Raw genomic sequence first — 17,641 nt, 5'->3', positions numbered from 1 at the left:
GTCAAAAGTTGGTTGAGTTTATTTTTTCCATCTCTTGCAGGTAGCCGCATGCCGCTTCCACCGTAGGGACGTTCTTGATCACGATGCTTCGCTTGCCATTCTGCTCCCGGAGGTTGCATTCACGGGGATGCTTTTGGATGAAGCCCAGCAGCTTGCCGAACGCCTCGCTTTGGTAATACGGGCTGTCCGGGTTATTCACCAAGAAGAGGCTCATCTGCCCTTTCTTCAGGATCACCTTCTCCATACCCAGTTTCTTGGCCATGCGACGGAGGCGCACGATCCGGATCAACTCCTTGCCCTCCTTCGGTATCTTGCCAAAGCGGTCTTTCAGGCGCTCCGTAAAGGCGAGGATGTCACGTTCCTCCTCCATATTATCCAACTCCCGGTATAGGGAAATACGTTCCGAGTCGTTGGGGATGTAGGTGGGAGGGAACATCAATTCCAGATCGCTCTCGATATAGGTCTCCCGGACGTACTCGCTGCCCGTATCCCGGTGCCCTTCGGTGTTATCGGCGTAAAGATCGGCGAATTCCTCGCTTTTCAACTCGTCTACCGCCTCCTCCAAGATCTTCTGGTACGTCTCGTAACCCAGATCCGCTATGAAACCGCTTTGCTCAGCCCCCAACATATTGCCGGCCCCCCGGATATCGAGGTCTTGCATGGCGATATGGATACCGCTACCCAGCTCGGAGAAGTTCTCGATCGCCTGCAATCTGCGCCGTGCCTCCTGCGTCAGCGAGGTGAGGGGCGGGGAAAGGAGGTAGCAGAAGGCTTTCCGATTGCTTCGTCCCACCCGTCCGCGTAGCTGATGGAGGTCGCTAAGCCCGAATTGCTGGGCGTTGTTGATGATGATCGTATTGGCGTTAGGCACGTCGATGCCGCTCTCCACGATACTGGTGGCTATCAATACGTCATACTCATAATTCACGAAATCGAGGATGATCTTTTCCAGCTTCTCCGGCTCCATCTGCCCGTGCCCCACGGCTACCCGTGCGTCGGGGACTTCCCGCCGTACCAAGGCTTCCATCTCGTAAATGTTCTGGATACGGTTGTTGATGAAGAATACCTGCCCGTTCCGGCTCATCTCGAAATTGATCGCTTCCCGGATGATATCGGGATTGAAACGCTCCACCTCCGTCTGCACGGGATAACGGTTGGGCGGTGGCGTGGTGATGCTGGAAAGATCCCGGGCCCCCATCAAGGAGAACTGTAGGGTACGGGGGATCGGGGTGGCCGTCATTGTCAAGGTGTCCACGTTCACCTTCAGCTGCCGAAGCTTCTCCTTGACGGATACCCCGAACTTCTGCTCCTCGTCGATGATAAGCAAGCCCAGATCCTTGAAACGTACATCCTTGCCGACGATCCGGTGGGTGCCGATCAAGATATTCACCTCGCCCTCTTTCAGCTCTTTCAAGGTAGCCTTGATTTGCGCGGCCGTACGGGCCCGGCTGATATAATCGATCTTGCAAGGGAAATCCTTCAAGCGCTCACAAAACGTCTGGTAATGCTGGAAAGCCAGTACGGTGGTGGGTACCAACACGGCCACCTGCTTATTGTCCGATACCGCCTTGAATGCCGCGCGGATAGCCACCTCGGTCTTTCCGAAACCAACGTCTCCACAAATCAACCGATCCATCGGACGGGTACTTTCCATATCCGCCTTGACCTCGGCGGTAGCCTTCATCTGGTCCGGCGTGTCCTCATAGATGAAGCTGGCTTCCAGCTCATGCTGCATGAAGCTGTCCGGCGTGTAGGCGAAACCCGTCTCTTGCTTGCGTTTGGAATAGAGGAGGATCAAGTCCCGGGCGATATCCTTCACCTTCGCCTTGGTACGTTCCTTCATCTTTTCCCAAGCGCCTGTGCCGAGCTTACTCAACTTAGGCGGCTCGCCGCTCTCTTTCCCCTTGTATTTCGATAATTTATGCAGGGAATGGATGCTGACGAATATAATATCGTTATTCTGATAAATCAATTTGATGGCCTCTTGCATCTTACCGTTCACCTCGGTGCGTACCAAGCCTCCGAACTGTCCTACGCCATGGTCGATATGTACGATATAATCCCCTTGCGAGAACTGGTTCAGCTCCTTGAGCGAAAGGGTAATCTTTCCGCTTCGTGCCTTATCGCTCTTCAAGTTGAACTTGTGGAAGCGGTCGAACAATTGATGGTCGGTGAAAAAGCAGATGCGTAGCGTATCGTCGGCGAATCCCTCGTGTATCGTGCGGTTTACGGCGGTGAAAGGGATATTGTCGCCCCTATCCTCGAAAATCATCCGGATACGGTTGGCTTGTTTCTCTTGATCGCTCAATATATATAATGTATAGCCCTCGTCGAGGTATTTATGGAACGACTCGCTCACCCGGTCGAAATTCTTATGATAGATCGGCTGCGTTTGCGTAGAGAAATGGATGGTAGCGTCCGCCGTTCCCATCGGCCGTGCCCCGAAATGAATGCGACGGAAATCCAAGACCTCCCGTAGGAAGTCCTCGCCCCGGACTAATTTCTTCCGCATCTGGTCGATATCGGCGAGGGATTCCTCGTCGGCTACCACCGGATCGTCGTTCCATACGCTTCCGATGCGCTCCTTGCACCATGCGAGATCTCTCGCCGCTATGCAGGTGTTCCGGGGAAGGGAGCCTAGCAAGGAAGTACTATCCATGGCGTTCTTGCTCATCTCCGGTACGATATAGATGCTGTCCAGTTTCTCCTTGCTGAGTTGCGTCTCCACGTCGAACGTACGGATGGTCTCCACCTCGTCGCCGAAAAAGTCGATACGGTAGGGAAACTCGTTGGAGAAAGAGAAAACGTCGAGGATACTGCCACGGAGGGCGTACTGCCCCGGCTCATATACATAATCGACCTGCTCGAAGCCATACTCGTCCAGCACGTCGGAGACAAACATATTATCCAGCTTCTCGCCCACGCTGATCTTTAAGGTATTCTCCTTCAATACCTCCCGGGCCACGACTCGTTCCGCCAAGGCGTCCGGATACGTGACGATCACGAAAGAGGCGTCCGGGTCTTGCAACCGGCTGAGTACCTCGGTGCGCAGGATCTCGTTCGCCGGATCGACATGCCCGTACTTGATGGCCCTCCGGTAAGCGGATGGGAAGAAGTATACCTCATTGCTGGCGGTAAGTTGCATCAAGTCGTGATAGAAATAGCCGGCTTCCTCTTGGTCGTTCAACACGCACACATAACTTCCCCTTCCTTTCGTAAAAAGAGAGGCGATCGTCATTGCCGGACCCGAGCCATTCAGTCCCTTTAGGAATATATTGCGGGACGTATCGTTTTTCAGTAAGGTGTCCAGCGCCGTCACTTGCGGGTGAGCGGCATATAGTTTCAATAATTCTTGTACTTCCAAAGCGAAATCTTGTTTCCGCAAAGGTAACCTTTTTGCTTAAGTTTTTATAGGTGTTCGTCCGGTTTCTTTCTTTATCAAGTAACTAATCCTTGATAAAGACGACTATTGATATTGGTAAATCCGTAAATGTGGTAAGAGAATCTGTAAATTTGCTAAGTGGCTATAGAACGGACTCATCTATCTTTGCCATCCTCTGCGCAAGAAATTTTCTGATAGACGGAGGCGCAACGGCTTCATTCTTTTACGGCTCTCTAAAACCACAGCGATAATTCGAGTAGGGGATTTTGGGGGAAATGCTTTTGGGCCCCCTGAAAAAGGGAGACTTATCGTATATTTTTATGTATGTTCTAGTTCCTTGCCGTATGATTCTGTAAAAAGTCGTACGTGTTTCCCGAAAAACATGTACGACTTTTCAAAAAAACACGTACGTGTTTTTCGAAAATGATAATCGTCTTTTTAAAATGTTAGTATCCAATTATTTATGTATTCATGTCATTTGCATACTTATTGTATGGAATAGTTTAATAAATTTCCTCTATCTTGATATAAAAATTATCTGTTTGACAGCTACTTATACTTGCCGTATCTTTGTGGTACAAGAAAAGCAAAAAGTATAACAAATTAAAAAGTAGCAATTATGAGAACATTAGATTATATCCACTTAGACGCATCAGCGGTAAGTAACGTAGTAGCAAGCTTGAAACAATTATTGGCGGACTACCAAGTATTCTATACGAACCTTCGTGGTTTCCACTGGAATATCAAGGGACACGGTTTCTTCGTTCTTCATGGTAAATTCGAGGATATGTACAACAACGCTGCCGAGAAGGTTGACGAGTTGGCGGAACGTATCCTGATGTTGGGAGGCGAGCCGGAGAACAAGTTCAGCGAGTACCTGAAAGTAGCCCGTGTAAAAGAGGTATCAGGCGTATCCTGTGGTGACGAGGCGTTAAAGAATATTCTTGATACGTATGGTCATTTGATCGATGAGGAACGTAAACTTCTTTCCTTGGCATCCGGGGCGGGAGATGAGGCTACGGTCGCTTTGATGAGCGATTATCTGAAAGAACAAGAGAAGTTGGTTTGGATGTTAGTAGCATATTCAACTTGCGATTGCAAGAAGTAAAAAAGGTGATTCATTGCGTTTGGAGAAGGTCGGAAGTGATTCCGGCCTTTTTCTGTTGGTGCCAATAGGGGTTTTTTATTGTTTCATGTCTTATTCATATATGTCGTTCGATTATTTTATCAAAATAAAAAGTATATGAAAAGAGTTGTATTATTTGCGATGGTGTTAATGTTGGGTGTAATATCGGTACAAGCCCAGTGGTCGGTAGTTCCGGAAGCGGGTATGACAGTGATGAAGGCGGGTCCAATGGTTGATTGGAAACCGAGTTGGAAGATTGGGGTAGGAGTGGAATATCAGTTGAAGCCGGAATTTCTCTCTCTGAAGTCAGGTTTGTATTATACGCAAAGGGGATATAGTAATGACAAATTTCCCGGATATGGATATGGGTGTTATTGGTGGGCAGTGCCGGGACCTACTTATGATCCGTATGGATATGCGTATGATTACTCAAATAAGGTGACACGAAATTTCTTGCAATTACCGATTATGGCTAATTTCTCATTCAAATTAGCTGAGGATATTCGTTTGAATGTTGGAGTAGGCCCTTATATAGCCGTAAGCGTATTGGATAAAGGAATGTTCGGGGGATGGTCTGTCGCTTCGGAAGAATCCGCTAAGTTTTATACCCATGATCCCTGTGAAGGGCTTCGTGCTTTTGATTGGGGGATAAGTGCCACTGTAGGTGTGGAAATAAAACAATGCTTTATCAATTTTGGCTATGATGTATCGTTAGGTAAAGAGTATAAGGGAGGATCGATCGAGGCGAATTACCATACTTTGGCTCTTACCGCAGGATATAAGTTTAAATTGGGTAAATAGAAACCCAAGTTCTATCGCAAGTCTTCTTGCTGATCGTTTAAATATAGATTTTATCTATATATATATAGGAATTATCTGTTTGACAGTTGTTTATATTTGCCATATCTTTGCAATATAAGAAAAACGAAAAGTATAACAATTAAAAAATAGCAGTATGAAAACATTAGATTATCTTCATTTAGATGCGTCAGCGGTAAGTAACGTAGTAGCAAGCTTGAAACAATTATTGGCGGATTACCAAGTATTCTATACGAACCTTCGTGGTTTCCACTGGAATATTAAGGGACACGGTTTCTTCGTTCTTCATGGTAAATTCGAGGATATGTACAACAACGCTGCCGAGAAGGTTGACGAGTTGGCGGAACGTATCCTGATGTTGGGAGGCGAGCCGGAGAACAAGTTCAGCGAGTATTTGAAAGTAGCCCGTGTAAAAGAGGTATCAGGCGTATCTTGCGGTGATGAGGCGTTAAAGAATATTCTTGATACATACGGTCATCTGATCGGTGAGGAGCGTAAACTTCTTTCCTTGGCATCTGAGGCAGGCGATGAGGCTACGGTCGCTTTGATGAGCGATTATCTGAAAGAACAGGAGAAGTTGGTCTGGATGTTAGTAGCCTACTCAACTTGCGATTGCAAGAAATAATAATAGTAGATTCATTGCGTTTAAAGAAGGCCGGAAGAGATTCCGGCTTTTTTGTTCTATGATATTTATGCTCTGCAACATACTTAACACCTTTTTACATATTTCGTATCTTGTTTAAATTCATCACTGCTATATTTGATTCAAATCTGAAACGCAATTTCAAATATGGAAAACACGCTACCAAATATGGAAAAAGTGGATGAGAACTATAAAGTGCCTAATTTAGAGAAGGGCATTGCAGTTCTTGAGTACCTTTCCTTGCGGTCGGCGGGGGAAACATTGCAAGATATTAAGTCGGCGCTCGATATATCGCAGACCACGGCTTACCGTATTTTGAATACATTGGTGCGGCTGGAATATCTTAATTTTAGTGAAGACACGAAACGCTATAAACTTTCCCGAAAATTATTGACTCTTGGTTTCAGATCCTTGAATGAACACAATCTTTTAGAGACCGTCTTGCCACATTTGCGTGATTTACGTGATCAAGTGAAAGAGACCGCTTGCTTTGGTGTCTTGGGAGATGAGAAAGGGATTTTTATCGAACAAGCGCAAGGACATCATACGTTCCGCTTCGTCCTGTCGCCGGGAAAGCCGTTTGAGTTGCATTGTTCGGCTCCCGGAAAGGCGATTATGGCTTATTTGCCGAAGACGGTGCGAGATCGCTACCTGTCCTACATGACGTTTACACGGTATAATTCCCGGACGATCACTTCTCGTGAGGCCTATCTGGAGGAATTAGAAAGGGTTGGCAAACTGGGGTATGCCATGGATAATGAGGAGGAGCTGAGCGGCGTGATATGCGTAGGCGCCCCGATCTTTAATTATACGGGATATCCTTGTGGAGCGATTTGGATCTCCGGCCCGAAAGACCGCTTATCGAAAGAGGTGGTGAAAAATACGGTGAAGGTGATCAAGGAGGTTGCCGGGGTGATCTCGAACGAACTAGGATTTAGAAAATAAGGAATACAAAATATACCATGAACACACGAAAATACTTGATAAAAAACTCATTGGTGGCTTGTCTTGTCGGCTGTTGCGTTTCTCTCGCTTCAGCCGGCAACCCACCTTTCTTTACTACGGATGCCGTATTAAACGCGAAGGGGGAGCTATTAATGACACAGAAAGGAACGAGACATCTGGATATCTTTTCAGCGGACGGTAAGAGCTTGCTTCATTCGTTTCCGTTTGATGAGATCCCGACCGGATTGCTTCCGGATGGGGATAAGGTGTATGTGACGACCTTCGAGAAGACTGGCCGTTTACAAGTGCTTTCCTTGGAATCGGGTAGGGTGGAATCGGCCATACCGACAGGATCGGGAGCCTGCCATCCGATGTTCGGACCGGATAAGAAACATATATATGTATGTAATCAGTTCGATAATTCGGTGGTCGAGGTGGATCCGGTGATGCGCAAGGTAGTCCGGAGCGTGAAAGTGTTGCGTGAGCCTAAATCGGCGGTATTCAGCAAGGATGGTAAATACATGTTTGTCACGAATTTCTTGCCCTCGCAGCGGGCGGACGTAGATGTGGTGGCCGCTTGCGTATCGGTAATCGAGATGGATGGGTTTACGAAAGTGAAAGATATCCAATTGGCGAATGGTAGCAATGCCTTACGGGGGATGTGTATCACGCCGGATGGGAAATATATATACGTGTCTCATAACTTGGGACGATTCACGGTACCTACTTCCCAACTTCAACAAGGTTGGATGAACACGAGTGCTTTCAGCGTGATCGATGTGGCGAAGCAGGAATTCGTTGGGGCGGTATTGGTGGACGAGCCGGATCGTGGCGCTGCCGGTATCTGGAGTATCGCTTGCGATGACAAGCATATCTTTATCACGCATAGCGGTACGCATGAGGTAAGCGTGATCGATCATCCGGCGATGTTGGCGAAGTTTGAGTCTTATAAGGATAAGAGCCGTCTGGATTACGACTTGAATTTCTTGTATGGACTTCGTGAGCGAGTTCCCTTACAAGGAAACGGTCCTCGAAATTTTATATTTTCGGGAGATAAGTTGATAATCCCTACTTATTTCGCCGATATTTTGAATATCGTCGATATAAATACATTGGAGGTAACGGCTACCGACATGAATCCGGGTCGTACGGAAACGCCGGAGAACAAGGGCGAGAAATATTTTAACGATGCGAATCATTGTTATCAAGGCTGGCAGAGTTGTAATGGTTGCCATCCGGGGGATGCCCGTACGGACGGGATGAACTGGGACTTGATGAATGATGGAGTTGGTAACTCGAAGAATTGTAAGAGCATGTTGTATTCGCATGTGACTCCCCCAAGTATGATCTCGGGTGTTCGTGAGAGTGCGGAATATGCGGTACGTGCCGGTTTTAAGTTCATCCAGTTTTTTGAGCCAGAAGAGGAAATGGCGAAATGTGTGGACGCTTATATGAAATCCTTGCGTCCGGTGCCTAGTCCGTATTTAGTAAATGGGGAATTATCGGATAAGGCGAAAGAGGGAAGAAAGGTGTTTGAGAAACTGAAATGTGGCGAGTGTCATAGCGGTCCTTATTATACGGATATGAAGATGCACCGTATCGGCGAGGATATCGAATTTGAGAAAGGGTGGGACACTCCTACTTTGATTGAGGTTTGGCGTACGGCTCCTTATCTGTTTGATGGGCGTGCGGCTACCATGGAAGAGGTGTTCGAGGTCCATAAGCATGGTATCGATAAAAAGGTCTCCAAGAAAGATGTCGAGGCATTAACGGAATATGTAAACTCCCTGTAAAATAAAAGGATATGAATTATTGTGAGAAAATACATTATACGATATTAAACACTGAGCCGGCTGAGTTCGCGGTTATGGTGGACGATCTATTGTCTCAATTACCTCAAAACGAGGTGATCATGAGACTGGCCTTTTTCGGTACTCCGGGTACGAATGAGGAATACGTGGCACGCCGGGTTTTGCTGCGGGAGAAAATCCGTCGGTATTATGGGGATTGCGAACCGGCTTTGAGCTATGTCTCCCAACCGCCGCTGAACGCTCCTTTGCTGATGGAGGTACATAGCTATGTGCCCGATGCGCAGGATCGGATTACTTTCCGTCATTATCAAGGTGTTCCTTATGTCTTGTTGGAGAATGTCTCGGGACGTTTCCTTTTTGCCGGCGGTTTTCAAGGGGATGTACTCCATTTTGGTATAGAGCCTCAGTCGGTGGAAGCATTCCGGTTATTGGGGGATGTGCTCCGTCGGGAGGGTTTTCCGTTGAATAGCATTATCCGTCAGTGGAATTATATCGAGCGTATAACAGCTTTCGACGGTCAGGATCAGCATTATCAAGCGTTTAATAACGCCCGGTCTGATTTTTATAGTAAAACGGAATGGACGAATGGTTATCCTGCCGCTACGGGTATCGGGGCGAATCTGGGAGGTATCTTGATTGATGTGGATGCTGCCGTATTTACTACGCCGGACGCTTTCGCTACGCCGATCGATAATAAGTTGCAGGTGGCTGCCCATGCGTATTCGGAACAAGTACTGGAAGTTGCCCGACAAAAGAAGACGACCCCTAAGTTCGAGCGTGCCAAGAGTATGTCTTTTCAGGATCGTAAATTGATTTATATCTCCGGTACAGCCGCTATCCGTGGTGAGGAGAGCTTGAAGGGAGTAGGTCTGGAACGTCAGCTACGGATCACGATGGAAAATATAGCGGAACTGATCGCTGACGCTAAATTGGTTAAGTTACGAGTCTACTTGAAGAATAAATCCGACTACGAGGAGGCTGAGCGTTTGATGAATACCTACGGATTAAATATCCCGATCTCTTATATGTGGGCCGACGTTTGCCGGGATGAGTTATTGATCGAGATCGAGGGAATAGCGATACGTTGAAACAGATAGTACTAACAAATATACACAGAAACAAATGAGAAAAGGTTTGAACATGAAAATGGCGGCTATGGGATTGGCGTTGGCATCTATGGTCGCATGTACGGGAAAGACAACGACAGACGCTACTTGTTGCGCCGCTAACGGGGAGGGTAATTGTCCGGAAGGAACTTGCCGCAAAGAATGCACGAACGCATGTAATACTAACAATCAAAAAAATAAAACAATGGCTTATTCAAAGAAGTACACGAACGCCGATTTTTATAAAGACGGCAAGTTCCAACAAGATGTCGCTATGGAAGCGATGAAAGATATGTTTGCTTTCTACGATGTTCCTTTCACGGAGTTGATGGCGAAAGATATGTGGGTGACAGACTTTGGTTTGGGTGATTTCGAGAATGTAGGTATGGGGGGTATTTTCTGGATCAACGATCCGGAGTATAAGTATTTCGCTCACGCTATCTATTTGTTGCCGGGCCAGATGATTCCGGAACATGCTCACGTAAAGACTGACTTCCCGGCTAAACATGAGTCTTGGATGGTAGAGAAGGGTTGGGTATACAACTTCTCTGAGGTAGGTGACGAGACTCCGAACGCACCGGCTATCCCTGCTGGACACGGACCGATCAAGAGCAAGAATTTCGTGGTTCAGAAGGTCGGCGACGTATTACGTCTGAAGAAATTGGAGACATTCCACTTTATGATGGCAGGTCCGGAAGGCGCTATCGTAGATGAGTGGGCATGCTATCACGACAACGCTGGCTTACGTTTCACGAACCAGAAGGCCGCTTTATAAAAACCTCTAGGGTTATGCTTCGTAATTCTAAGGGTTGCCGATCGTGATCCTTAGGGTTTCAATAAACAACCTTCTAAATTTAAATTTAATACATGAATAAATACTATATAATGGTATCACTCTTGTTGTCGACCTCTCTTCTTGTTTCGGCAGGTCCGAAGCAAAAGAAGGTGGATAACTGGATTGACGCCTCAGTAAAACAAAAGTCTGAGCTTCGTGCCTCTTTGGTGAAGGCGAACATGCCGATCATGTCGGCTTGGATCAAGGCGAAGCAGAAGGCTGTCCCGATGTCCGCCGATTTGACGGGGCTGGATCAGTTGGTGCTTGTTACGGCCGCCGGACCGGATGGTACGGATTGGGATTGGGGTACATGGGCGAATGCCCGTTTAATCAAGGCGGACGGTAGTTCGGTTTGGTTGGATGAGTTAGATCCTGATTATTGGGTTTCTGGCTCGGGCAGTATCCGCAAGAATACGGATTTATACGGGAATCCTTTGTTGATCGGCGGTAAGAAATACGATCATAGTGTATTATGCCATGCCAATGGCGTGATGGTGTACAATATCAATAAGGAATATGTACGCTTCGAGGCTGAGGTGGGTTTGGCCGATCAGTCGACGGTAGGTAGTGTATTCTTCCGTATCATGAATGTTTTCCCGAAGGAGGAGGCCGCACGTTTGCTAGCCGCTTATCCGAAGGAATTGGGGGCCTTAAACGCTAATATCGATGGGTTGGAGAACTGGTTGACTGCCAGTGACGCTTCCGCCGAGCGTGATATTGTCTTGAATCTGGCTTCTCGTCTGAAAGACGCTGCGTATGTAAAGAACGCTGTTAAGCAGATCGAGACGGAAAAAGATATTGATACTCAGATCCGTGAGTATTTGAAACTTTATGAGAAAACTCAACGTATCTGTAATTTGCAGAGCGACTTGAGTTGGTTGAATATGGAGGCGATTCGTTTGGCTTTCAACGATATGAAAAAGTTGAAAGGCTTCGACGCCACTAAATATCAACCGGTTCTGGATGAGTTGGAACAGCAGGTAAAGAAAGGTTTCGATGGCATTTATAGTGGTGATGAGGCCGCTTTGGTTAATGCCGAGAAAGCGATCGCGAATAAACGTACGATCTTGCTGGCGAACCCGTTCTTGGATGGTGATAAAGTCTTGGCTGCCCGCTTTAAATTAGGTGTAAACGCTCATAAGGCAATGGCTCCGGATTTGGGTACGCAGGGTAATAACTGGAGTAACCAAGAGTCCGCCCGCCGTATGGGCTTCGACGCCGATATCGTGGAGTTGAGTAATTTACGCGGGGAGGATGTACAGGTACGGTCGATCTATAAACCGGAAAACGGTTCCTCTGTCGCCGACTTGCGGATGCATTGGGATGGCGATCGTGCTATGTTTACCCAGACGATGCCCGATAAGCGTTGGAACGTATTCGAGGTGAAATTGGATGGCTCGGGCTTTAAGCAATTAATACATAACGAGGAACCGGATCTGGAGTTTTATGATGGAACCTACTTACCGGACGGACGTATCATCGCCAACTCGAATATCGGTTATCAAGGCGTGCCTTGTGTAAGCGGTGATGACCCTGTCGGTAATATGGTACTTTATACGCCGGATACGAAGAACTTGCGCCGTCTGACTTTCGATCAAGACGCAAACTGGAACCCGGTAGTGATGAATAACGGTCGTGTGATGTACACTCGTTGGGAGTACACGGACTTGACGCACTATTATTCCCGTATCGTGATGAACATGAATCCGGATGGTACGGAGCAGAAAGCGCTGTATGGTAGCGGATCGATGTTCCCGAACAGTACGTTCGATATTCAGCCGTTGCCGGGCCACGGTTCCGCTTTCGTGGGAATTATCTCCGGTCACCATGGTATTGCCCGTTCCGGTCGTTTAATCGTGTTCGATCCGGCGAAAGCCCGTAAAGGCGCCGCTGGTATGGTACAGGAGATACCGTATCGTAACCGGCCGATCGTGGAGGAGATTAAGGATGAGTTGGTAAATGGCGTATGGCCGCAGTTTATCAAACCGACTCCGCTGAATGATAAATATTTCTTGGTGGCCGCTAAATTAGATCCACAGGATTTATGGGGTATCTATTTGGTGGACGTATTCGATAACGTGACTTGTTTGCGTAAGGTAGAGGGTGAGGGCTATATCAGTCCGGTTGCCGTACGTAAGACACAGACTCCTCCGGCTATTCCGGACCGTGTGAAATTGAATGACAAAGAGGCTACGGTCTTTATTCAGGATATTTACGAGGGAGAGGGTTTGAGAGGCATTCCCCGGGGTACGGTTAAGTCTCTTCGTCTGCACGCTTATGAGTATGCTTACGTGAAGACTACCTCCGATCATAACTGGCATGGAATCCAGTCCGGTTGGGACATCAAACGTATGTTGGGTACAGTACCGGTAGAAGAGGATGGCTCCGCTATCTTCAAGATTCCGGCGAATACGCCGATCTCTATCCAGCCGTTAGACAAAGACGGAGTGGCTATCCAGTGGATGCGTAGCTGGTTGACCGGTCAGCCGGGCGAGGTGGTATCTTGTATCGGTTGCCATGAGGACCAGAACCAGATTCCTATTCCGAAACGTGTGATGGCTTCGCAGAAAGCCCCGCATGCGTTGACTCCGCCGGAAGGGGGGACCCGTTCGTTCACGTTCGATCTGGAGATCCAACCGATCTTGGATCGCGCTTGTATCGCTTGCCATAATGGTGAGGGCAAGGCTTTCGACTTGCGTGGGGGCAAGAAGGATAAATTAGGTTATGGCACTTCTTACTTGAATCTGCATCCGTATGTACACCGTCAAGGTGGCGAGGGTGATATGGTGGTTCTTCAACCGTATGAATATCATCCGAACACGAGTGAACTGGTTCGTATGTTGAAGAAAGGGCACTTTAACGTGCAACTGACGGATAAAGAGTGGAAAACCCTTTATAACTGGATTGATTACAACGCTCCGGATAAGGGTTATTTCAATGCGAATGTGCTTTCGAAGGATATCATCCCGTATCAAGGCTTCGACCAGATCAAGCGTCGTAAAGAGTTGACGGATAAGTATGCGAATGGCGCAGGCGTGGATTGGAAGAAAGAGATCTCCGATTATGCCGCTTACTTGAAGGGTAAAGGTGAGATCAAACCGGAGATGCCGGAGAAATTGGCTCCTGTCAAGGAAAAAGAGTTGAAGGTGAAAGGTTGGCCATTCGATGCGGACCGTATCAAGGCTATGTTGGCCGACGAGAAGGAAACCCGTAAGGAGATTGAGTTGGCTCCGGGTATCAAGATGACATTTGTTCGCGTTCCGGCCGGACAATTCGTGATGGGTAGCTATCGTGGGCAATCCGATACTCGTCCGACGGCGAAAGTGAAGATTGACAAAGCTTTCTGGATGGGTGAGTTGGAGGTTACGAATCAGCAATTCAACGTGATTTTCCCGGATCACGACAGCCGTTTCGTGGATCAGCAATGGAAGGATCACGTGGTTCAAGGATATCCCGCTAATAAGCCAGAGCAACCGGTAATCCGTGTAAGTTACAATGACGCTATGGATTATTGTAAGAAGCTGAGTGAGAAAACAGGCTTGAACATCACGCTTCCGACCGAGGCGCAATGGGAATGGGCTTGTCGTGCCGGCAGCGATCAAGATTTCTGGTATGGCGATATGAATGCGGACTTCGGCAAAAAGGATAACCTAGCCGACGTAACCACGCTTCTGCTTGCCGTAAGCGGTATCGACCCGCAACCGATGCCTAAGACTTCTTATTGGTACAAGTACTATACTTACTTACCGAAAGAGGAAGGCGTGGATGATGGCAATTTGGTTCAGGTGGGTGGTAAGCAATATGAAGCGAATCCGTTCGGTTTGTATTGCATGCACGGTAACGTGGCGGAATGGACTCGTTCAGATTACTTGCCTTATCCTTACAACGAGAAATCGAAAGAGGTTTCCGAGTATAAGGTGGTTCGTGGCGGTTCTTATATCGAGCGACCGAAATTCTCGACGGCTTATACCCGTAAAGGATATTATCCGTACCAACGTGTATTCAACGTAGGCTTCCGGGTAATTATTGAGGACTAATAGACAAGGTCTATTTATAGATAGATAACATGGATGCGGCAAATTAATCGCCGATTCTTTCAAAAATGATTAATCTGCGTACATTTGTCGCATCAGTGTTATTAATAAATGAGCAAATGAAAACTCTAGAAAGATTTATCTCTTCTTCTGTGACGACTATCGTCCTTCTATTGATCTACGCCTTTGGCTTGGCTATCGCTACTTTTATAGAGAAGTATCATGGTACTGCCGCCGCTAAAGCGATGATTTACTATTCTCCTGTATTTTTCTTACTCCAATTCTTATTGGTAGCCAATTTCGTGGCTATCGTTATCAAGCACCAGTTACTTAAGCGGCGTAGATGGGGATTGATGGTCACCCATGCCGCCTTTATTGTCATCCTTCTGGGTGCCCTTATTTCCCACCTTTTCGGCGAGGAAGGAATCCTTCACCTGCGTGAGGGAGAGGCTAGCGATCGTATCATGATCCGTACCTCGGACCAGACTCTCTATCATACGCTTCCTTTTAGCGTAGAACTCGTGAAATTTACCTTAACCCGCTATCCCGGCTCTGCCAGTCCCTCTGCTTATGAGAGTGAGTTGCTGGTACATGTAGATGGACAGACTCGCCATGCCCGGGTATATATGAATAATGTATTAGACGTGAAAGGCTATCGCTTCTTCCAAGCCTCCTATGACCCGGATGAGCAAGGAACGGTACTTTCCGTGAACCGAGATGTGGCCGGAAGGAATATTACGTATACCGGCTACGTGATTTTAGTGATCGGCTTTATACTTTGCTTGGTAGGTAAAAACTCCCGTTTCATGAAATTAAGCCGACAGTTGAAAGATTTAAGATCGGGCGCTCGTAAAACGACCCTGTTAGTAGCGATTCTTCTTTCCGTAGGGGGCTTGCGGGCGCAAGGTGCGGCCGCTCCCGAGATGAAGGAGGCCATACAGAAATATGCGATAAGTCCGGAACATGCCGCTAAGTTCGGTGCGTTGCCGATCCAATCGGTAAGCGGACGTATGTTGCCGATCAATACATTTTCTTCCGAGGTACTGCGAAAGTTGCATAAATCGGATCAGTTCGGTTCCTTGAACTCTGATCAGTTCTTGTTGAGTGTCTTGGCTATGCCGGATATGTGGGTCCGGGTGCCGTTTATTGCCTTGTCTAATAGTGAGCTGGCTAATTATTACGACCTTACGGATAAGGATTGCGCCTATATAGAGGTATTCGATAGTAACGGACGCTATAAATTGCAAGAGAAGCTGGAAGAGGCCTACAATAAAATGCCAGCGGAGCGTACCCGCTTCGATAAAGACTTGATCAAGCTGGATGAGCAGGTAAATATCTTCCATCAATTGATCAATTACCAGATGTTAAACCTTTTCCCGAAAGAGGACGACCCGGATCACAAATGGTATGCACCGGGCGATGATTTATCGGCGTTTTCCGGAAAGGACTCCATGTTCGTTACCCACATTATGGGCTGGTATTTATCGGAGGTACAGGAAGGATTGAAGAATGGTGATTGGGAGAAAGCGGACGAGGTGATCGGAATGATCCATACGTATCAGCAAGCCAAGAATAAGACGGTAGACATTCGCCCTGAGAAAATACAGGCCGAGATTAAATATAATCAAATGGATGTATTCCGGCAATGTAAGAAAGGGTACTTGATTTTGGGAGGCTTGTTGCTGGTCTTCGCTTTCGTGGCCTTATTCAAGAAGGATAAATGGGTTACCTATACGACTTGGGTATTGAGTCTGGGCATTTTGGCCGTATTCGTTTTCCATATGTATGGGATGGGAATGCGGTGGTATATCGCAGGTTACGCCCCTTGGAGCAATTCGTACGAGACGATGGTTTATGTGGCTTGGGCTACGGTGTTCGCCGGGTTGTTGTTCGTACGCAAGAGTACGCTTACGTTTGCGTTGGCTACTTTATTCGGGGGGATCATCTTGTTCGTGTCCGGCTTGAGTTGGATGGACCCGCAGATCAATCCGTTGGTTCCGGTCTTGAAATCCCCGTGGTTGATGTTCCATGTGGCGGTTATCGTGGGAGCTTACGGTTTCTTCGGTATTAGCTGTCTGATCGGCTTGACGAATCTGGTGATGATGAGCGTAAGCGGGGAGAAGAACAGCGTGATGCTCAAAGAACGGGTACGAGAATTGAGTATCGTGAACGAGATGTCACTTTGGATCGGATTGGCCCTGATGACGATCGGTACTTTCTTGGGAGCGGTCTGGGCGAATGAGTCGTGGGGACGTTATTGGGGCTGGGACCCGAAGGAGACGTGGGCGTTGATTACGATGGTGATATATGCGATCGTGACGCATCTCCGCTTGATACCGAAATGCAATAACCTGTGGTTGTTTAATTTTACGTCTATCTTGGCCTTCTATTCGGTGTTGATGACCTTCTTCGGCGTGAATTATTTCTTGAGTGGCATGCACTCTTATGGCCAGAATGATAACGTGAACGGGATATTTATTTATCTTTATCTGTCGATCATCCTAGTATTGGGGGCTGGCTTTATATCCTATCGGAAGAGAACGAATTTTAATAATATAATTGTCTAACTATAAATTGAATAGATCATGAGAATATTTAATCACGTAGGAATTGTCACTACGGAAAGTAAAGAAGGGGCGGTTTATAACGAAGGCCTGAGTGTATGGTTGACGGATTACAGCAAGAGTCCGAACCGGATCGAGTTCTTGAAATTCGAGAAAGGCAGCTGCCTACCGGAGTTGGTACAGACCAATGGCCATATCGCTTATACGGTTCCTTGTTTGGAAAAAGAGTTGGAAGGTAAGAAGGTAATCTTCGGCCCGGCTGTTTGCGACGAGCACTTGACGATCGCTTTCATCGAGGAAGAAGGTATCGCTATCGAGATCATGGAACTAAAATAATTCGTAAATCAAAATTTATAAATCTAAAGGAGGATAATAC

The 17,641-nt window shown here is 47.2% G+C and carries 11 protein-coding genes; 10 read left to right on the top strand and 1 reads right to left on the bottom strand.

The annotated features are described in order from the left end of the window. Position 1 precedes the first annotated feature (1 nt). On the bottom strand, positions 2–3,364 hold the full coding sequence (gene mfd / locus ACESPU_RS05540) for a transcription-repair coupling factor (RefSeq protein WP_373133222.1): 3,363 nt from the start codon (positions 3,362–3,364) through the stop codon (positions 2–4). A 637-nt stretch (positions 3,365–4,001) separates the two neighbouring features. On the opposite strand from mfd, the gene ACESPU_RS05535 reads away from it, so the two are divergent. From ACESPU_RS05535 to ACESPU_RS05490, 10 genes are all read left to right on the top strand, one after another. Further along, positions 4,002–4,490, top strand: coding sequence for a Dps family protein (locus ACESPU_RS05535; RefSeq protein ID WP_005863058.1), 489 nt, complete (start codon positions 4,002–4,004; stop codon positions 4,488–4,490). Between the two features lie 135 nt (positions 4,491–4,625). After that, a complete protein-coding gene (locus tag ACESPU_RS05530) occupies positions 4,626–5,309 on the top strand; it encodes an outer membrane beta-barrel protein (protein WP_034531327.1) in 684 nt (227 codons plus the stop codon). A gap of 154 nt (positions 5,310–5,463) precedes the next feature. Further along, positions 5,464–5,952, top strand: coding sequence for a Dps family protein (locus ACESPU_RS05525; RefSeq protein ID WP_008772444.1), 489 nt, complete (start codon positions 5,464–5,466; stop codon positions 5,950–5,952). Positions 5,953–6,117: 165 nt separating this feature from the next. Next, the gene (locus ACESPU_RS05520; RefSeq protein ID WP_287565336.1) at positions 6,118–6,915 is read left to right on the top strand and encodes an IclR family transcriptional regulator; all 798 of its coding nucleotides are present in this window, start codon (positions 6,118–6,120) and stop codon (positions 6,913–6,915) included. A gap of 17 nt (positions 6,916–6,932) precedes the next feature. Next, complete coding sequence (locus ACESPU_RS05515; RefSeq protein WP_122380015.1) at positions 6,933–8,708, top strand: YncE family protein; 1,776 nt, start codon at positions 6,933–6,935, stop codon at positions 8,706–8,708. An 11-nt stretch (positions 8,709–8,719) separates the two neighbouring features. Continuing rightward, positions 8,720–9,814, top strand: coding sequence for an endoribonuclease L-PSP (locus ACESPU_RS05510; protein WP_122144209.1), 1,095 nt, complete (start codon positions 8,720–8,722; stop codon positions 9,812–9,814). Between the two features lie 34 nt (positions 9,815–9,848). Continuing rightward, a complete protein-coding gene (locus ACESPU_RS05505) occupies positions 9,849–10,607 on the top strand; it encodes a hypothetical protein (RefSeq protein ID WP_008779695.1) in 759 nt (252 codons plus the stop codon). Positions 10,608–10,717: 110 nt separating this feature from the next. Then, positions 10,718–14,704, top strand: coding sequence for an SUMF1/EgtB/PvdO family nonheme iron enzyme (locus tag ACESPU_RS05500; protein WP_022192620.1), 3,987 nt, complete (start codon positions 10,718–10,720; stop codon positions 14,702–14,704). A 116-nt stretch (positions 14,705–14,820) separates the two neighbouring features. Then, on the top strand, positions 14,821–17,268 hold the full coding sequence (gene ccsA / locus ACESPU_RS05495; protein WP_057326469.1) for a cytochrome c biogenesis protein CcsA: 2,448 nt from the start codon (positions 14,821–14,823) through the stop codon (positions 17,266–17,268). 18 nt (positions 17,269–17,286) lie between these two features. Further along, positions 17,287–17,601, top strand: a complete 315-nt coding sequence (locus ACESPU_RS05490) for a hypothetical protein (RefSeq protein ID WP_373133186.1) — start codon at positions 17,287–17,289, stop codon at positions 17,599–17,601. Positions 17,602–17,641 lie beyond the last annotated feature (40 nt).

This window comes from Parabacteroides sp. 20_3 (assembly GCF_964238835.1).
Classification (GTDB): domain Bacteria; phylum Bacteroidota; class Bacteroidia; order Bacteroidales; family Tannerellaceae; genus Parabacteroides; species Parabacteroides distasonis.
This window is presented reverse-complemented; position numbering and strand designations above follow the sequence as displayed.

Bases quoted from the DNA above. Each gene is read 5' to 3' on its own strand.
- ACESPU_RS05535 (WP_005863058.1), top strand. From the start codon at position 4,002: ATGAGAACATTAGATTATATCCACTTAGACGCATCAGCGGTAAGTAAC.
- ACESPU_RS05530 (WP_034531327.1), top strand. From the start codon at position 4,626: ATGAAAAGAGTTGTATTATTTGCGATGGTGTTAATGTTGGGTGTAATA.
- ACESPU_RS05525 (WP_008772444.1), top strand. From the start codon at position 5,464: ATGAAAACATTAGATTATCTTCATTTAGATGCGTCAGCGGTAAGTAAC.
- ACESPU_RS05520 (WP_287565336.1), top strand. From the start codon at position 6,118: ATGGAAAACACGCTACCAAATATGGAAAAAGTGGATGAGAACTATAAA.
- ACESPU_RS05515 (WP_122380015.1), top strand. From the start codon at position 6,933: ATGAACACACGAAAATACTTGATAAAAAACTCATTGGTGGCTTGTCTT.
- ACESPU_RS05510 (WP_122144209.1), top strand. From the start codon at position 8,720: ATGAATTATTGTGAGAAAATACATTATACGATATTAAACACTGAGCCG.
- ACESPU_RS05505 (WP_008779695.1), top strand. From the start codon at position 9,849: ATGAGAAAAGGTTTGAACATGAAAATGGCGGCTATGGGATTGGCGTTG.
- ACESPU_RS05500 (WP_022192620.1), top strand. From the start codon at position 10,718: ATGGTATCACTCTTGTTGTCGACCTCTCTTCTTGTTTCGGCAGGTCCG.
- ccsA (WP_057326469.1), top strand. From the start codon at position 14,821: ATGAAAACTCTAGAAAGATTTATCTCTTCTTCTGTGACGACTATCGTC.
- ACESPU_RS05490 (WP_373133186.1), top strand. From the start codon at position 17,287: ATGAGAATATTTAATCACGTAGGAATTGTCACTACGGAAAGTAAAGAA.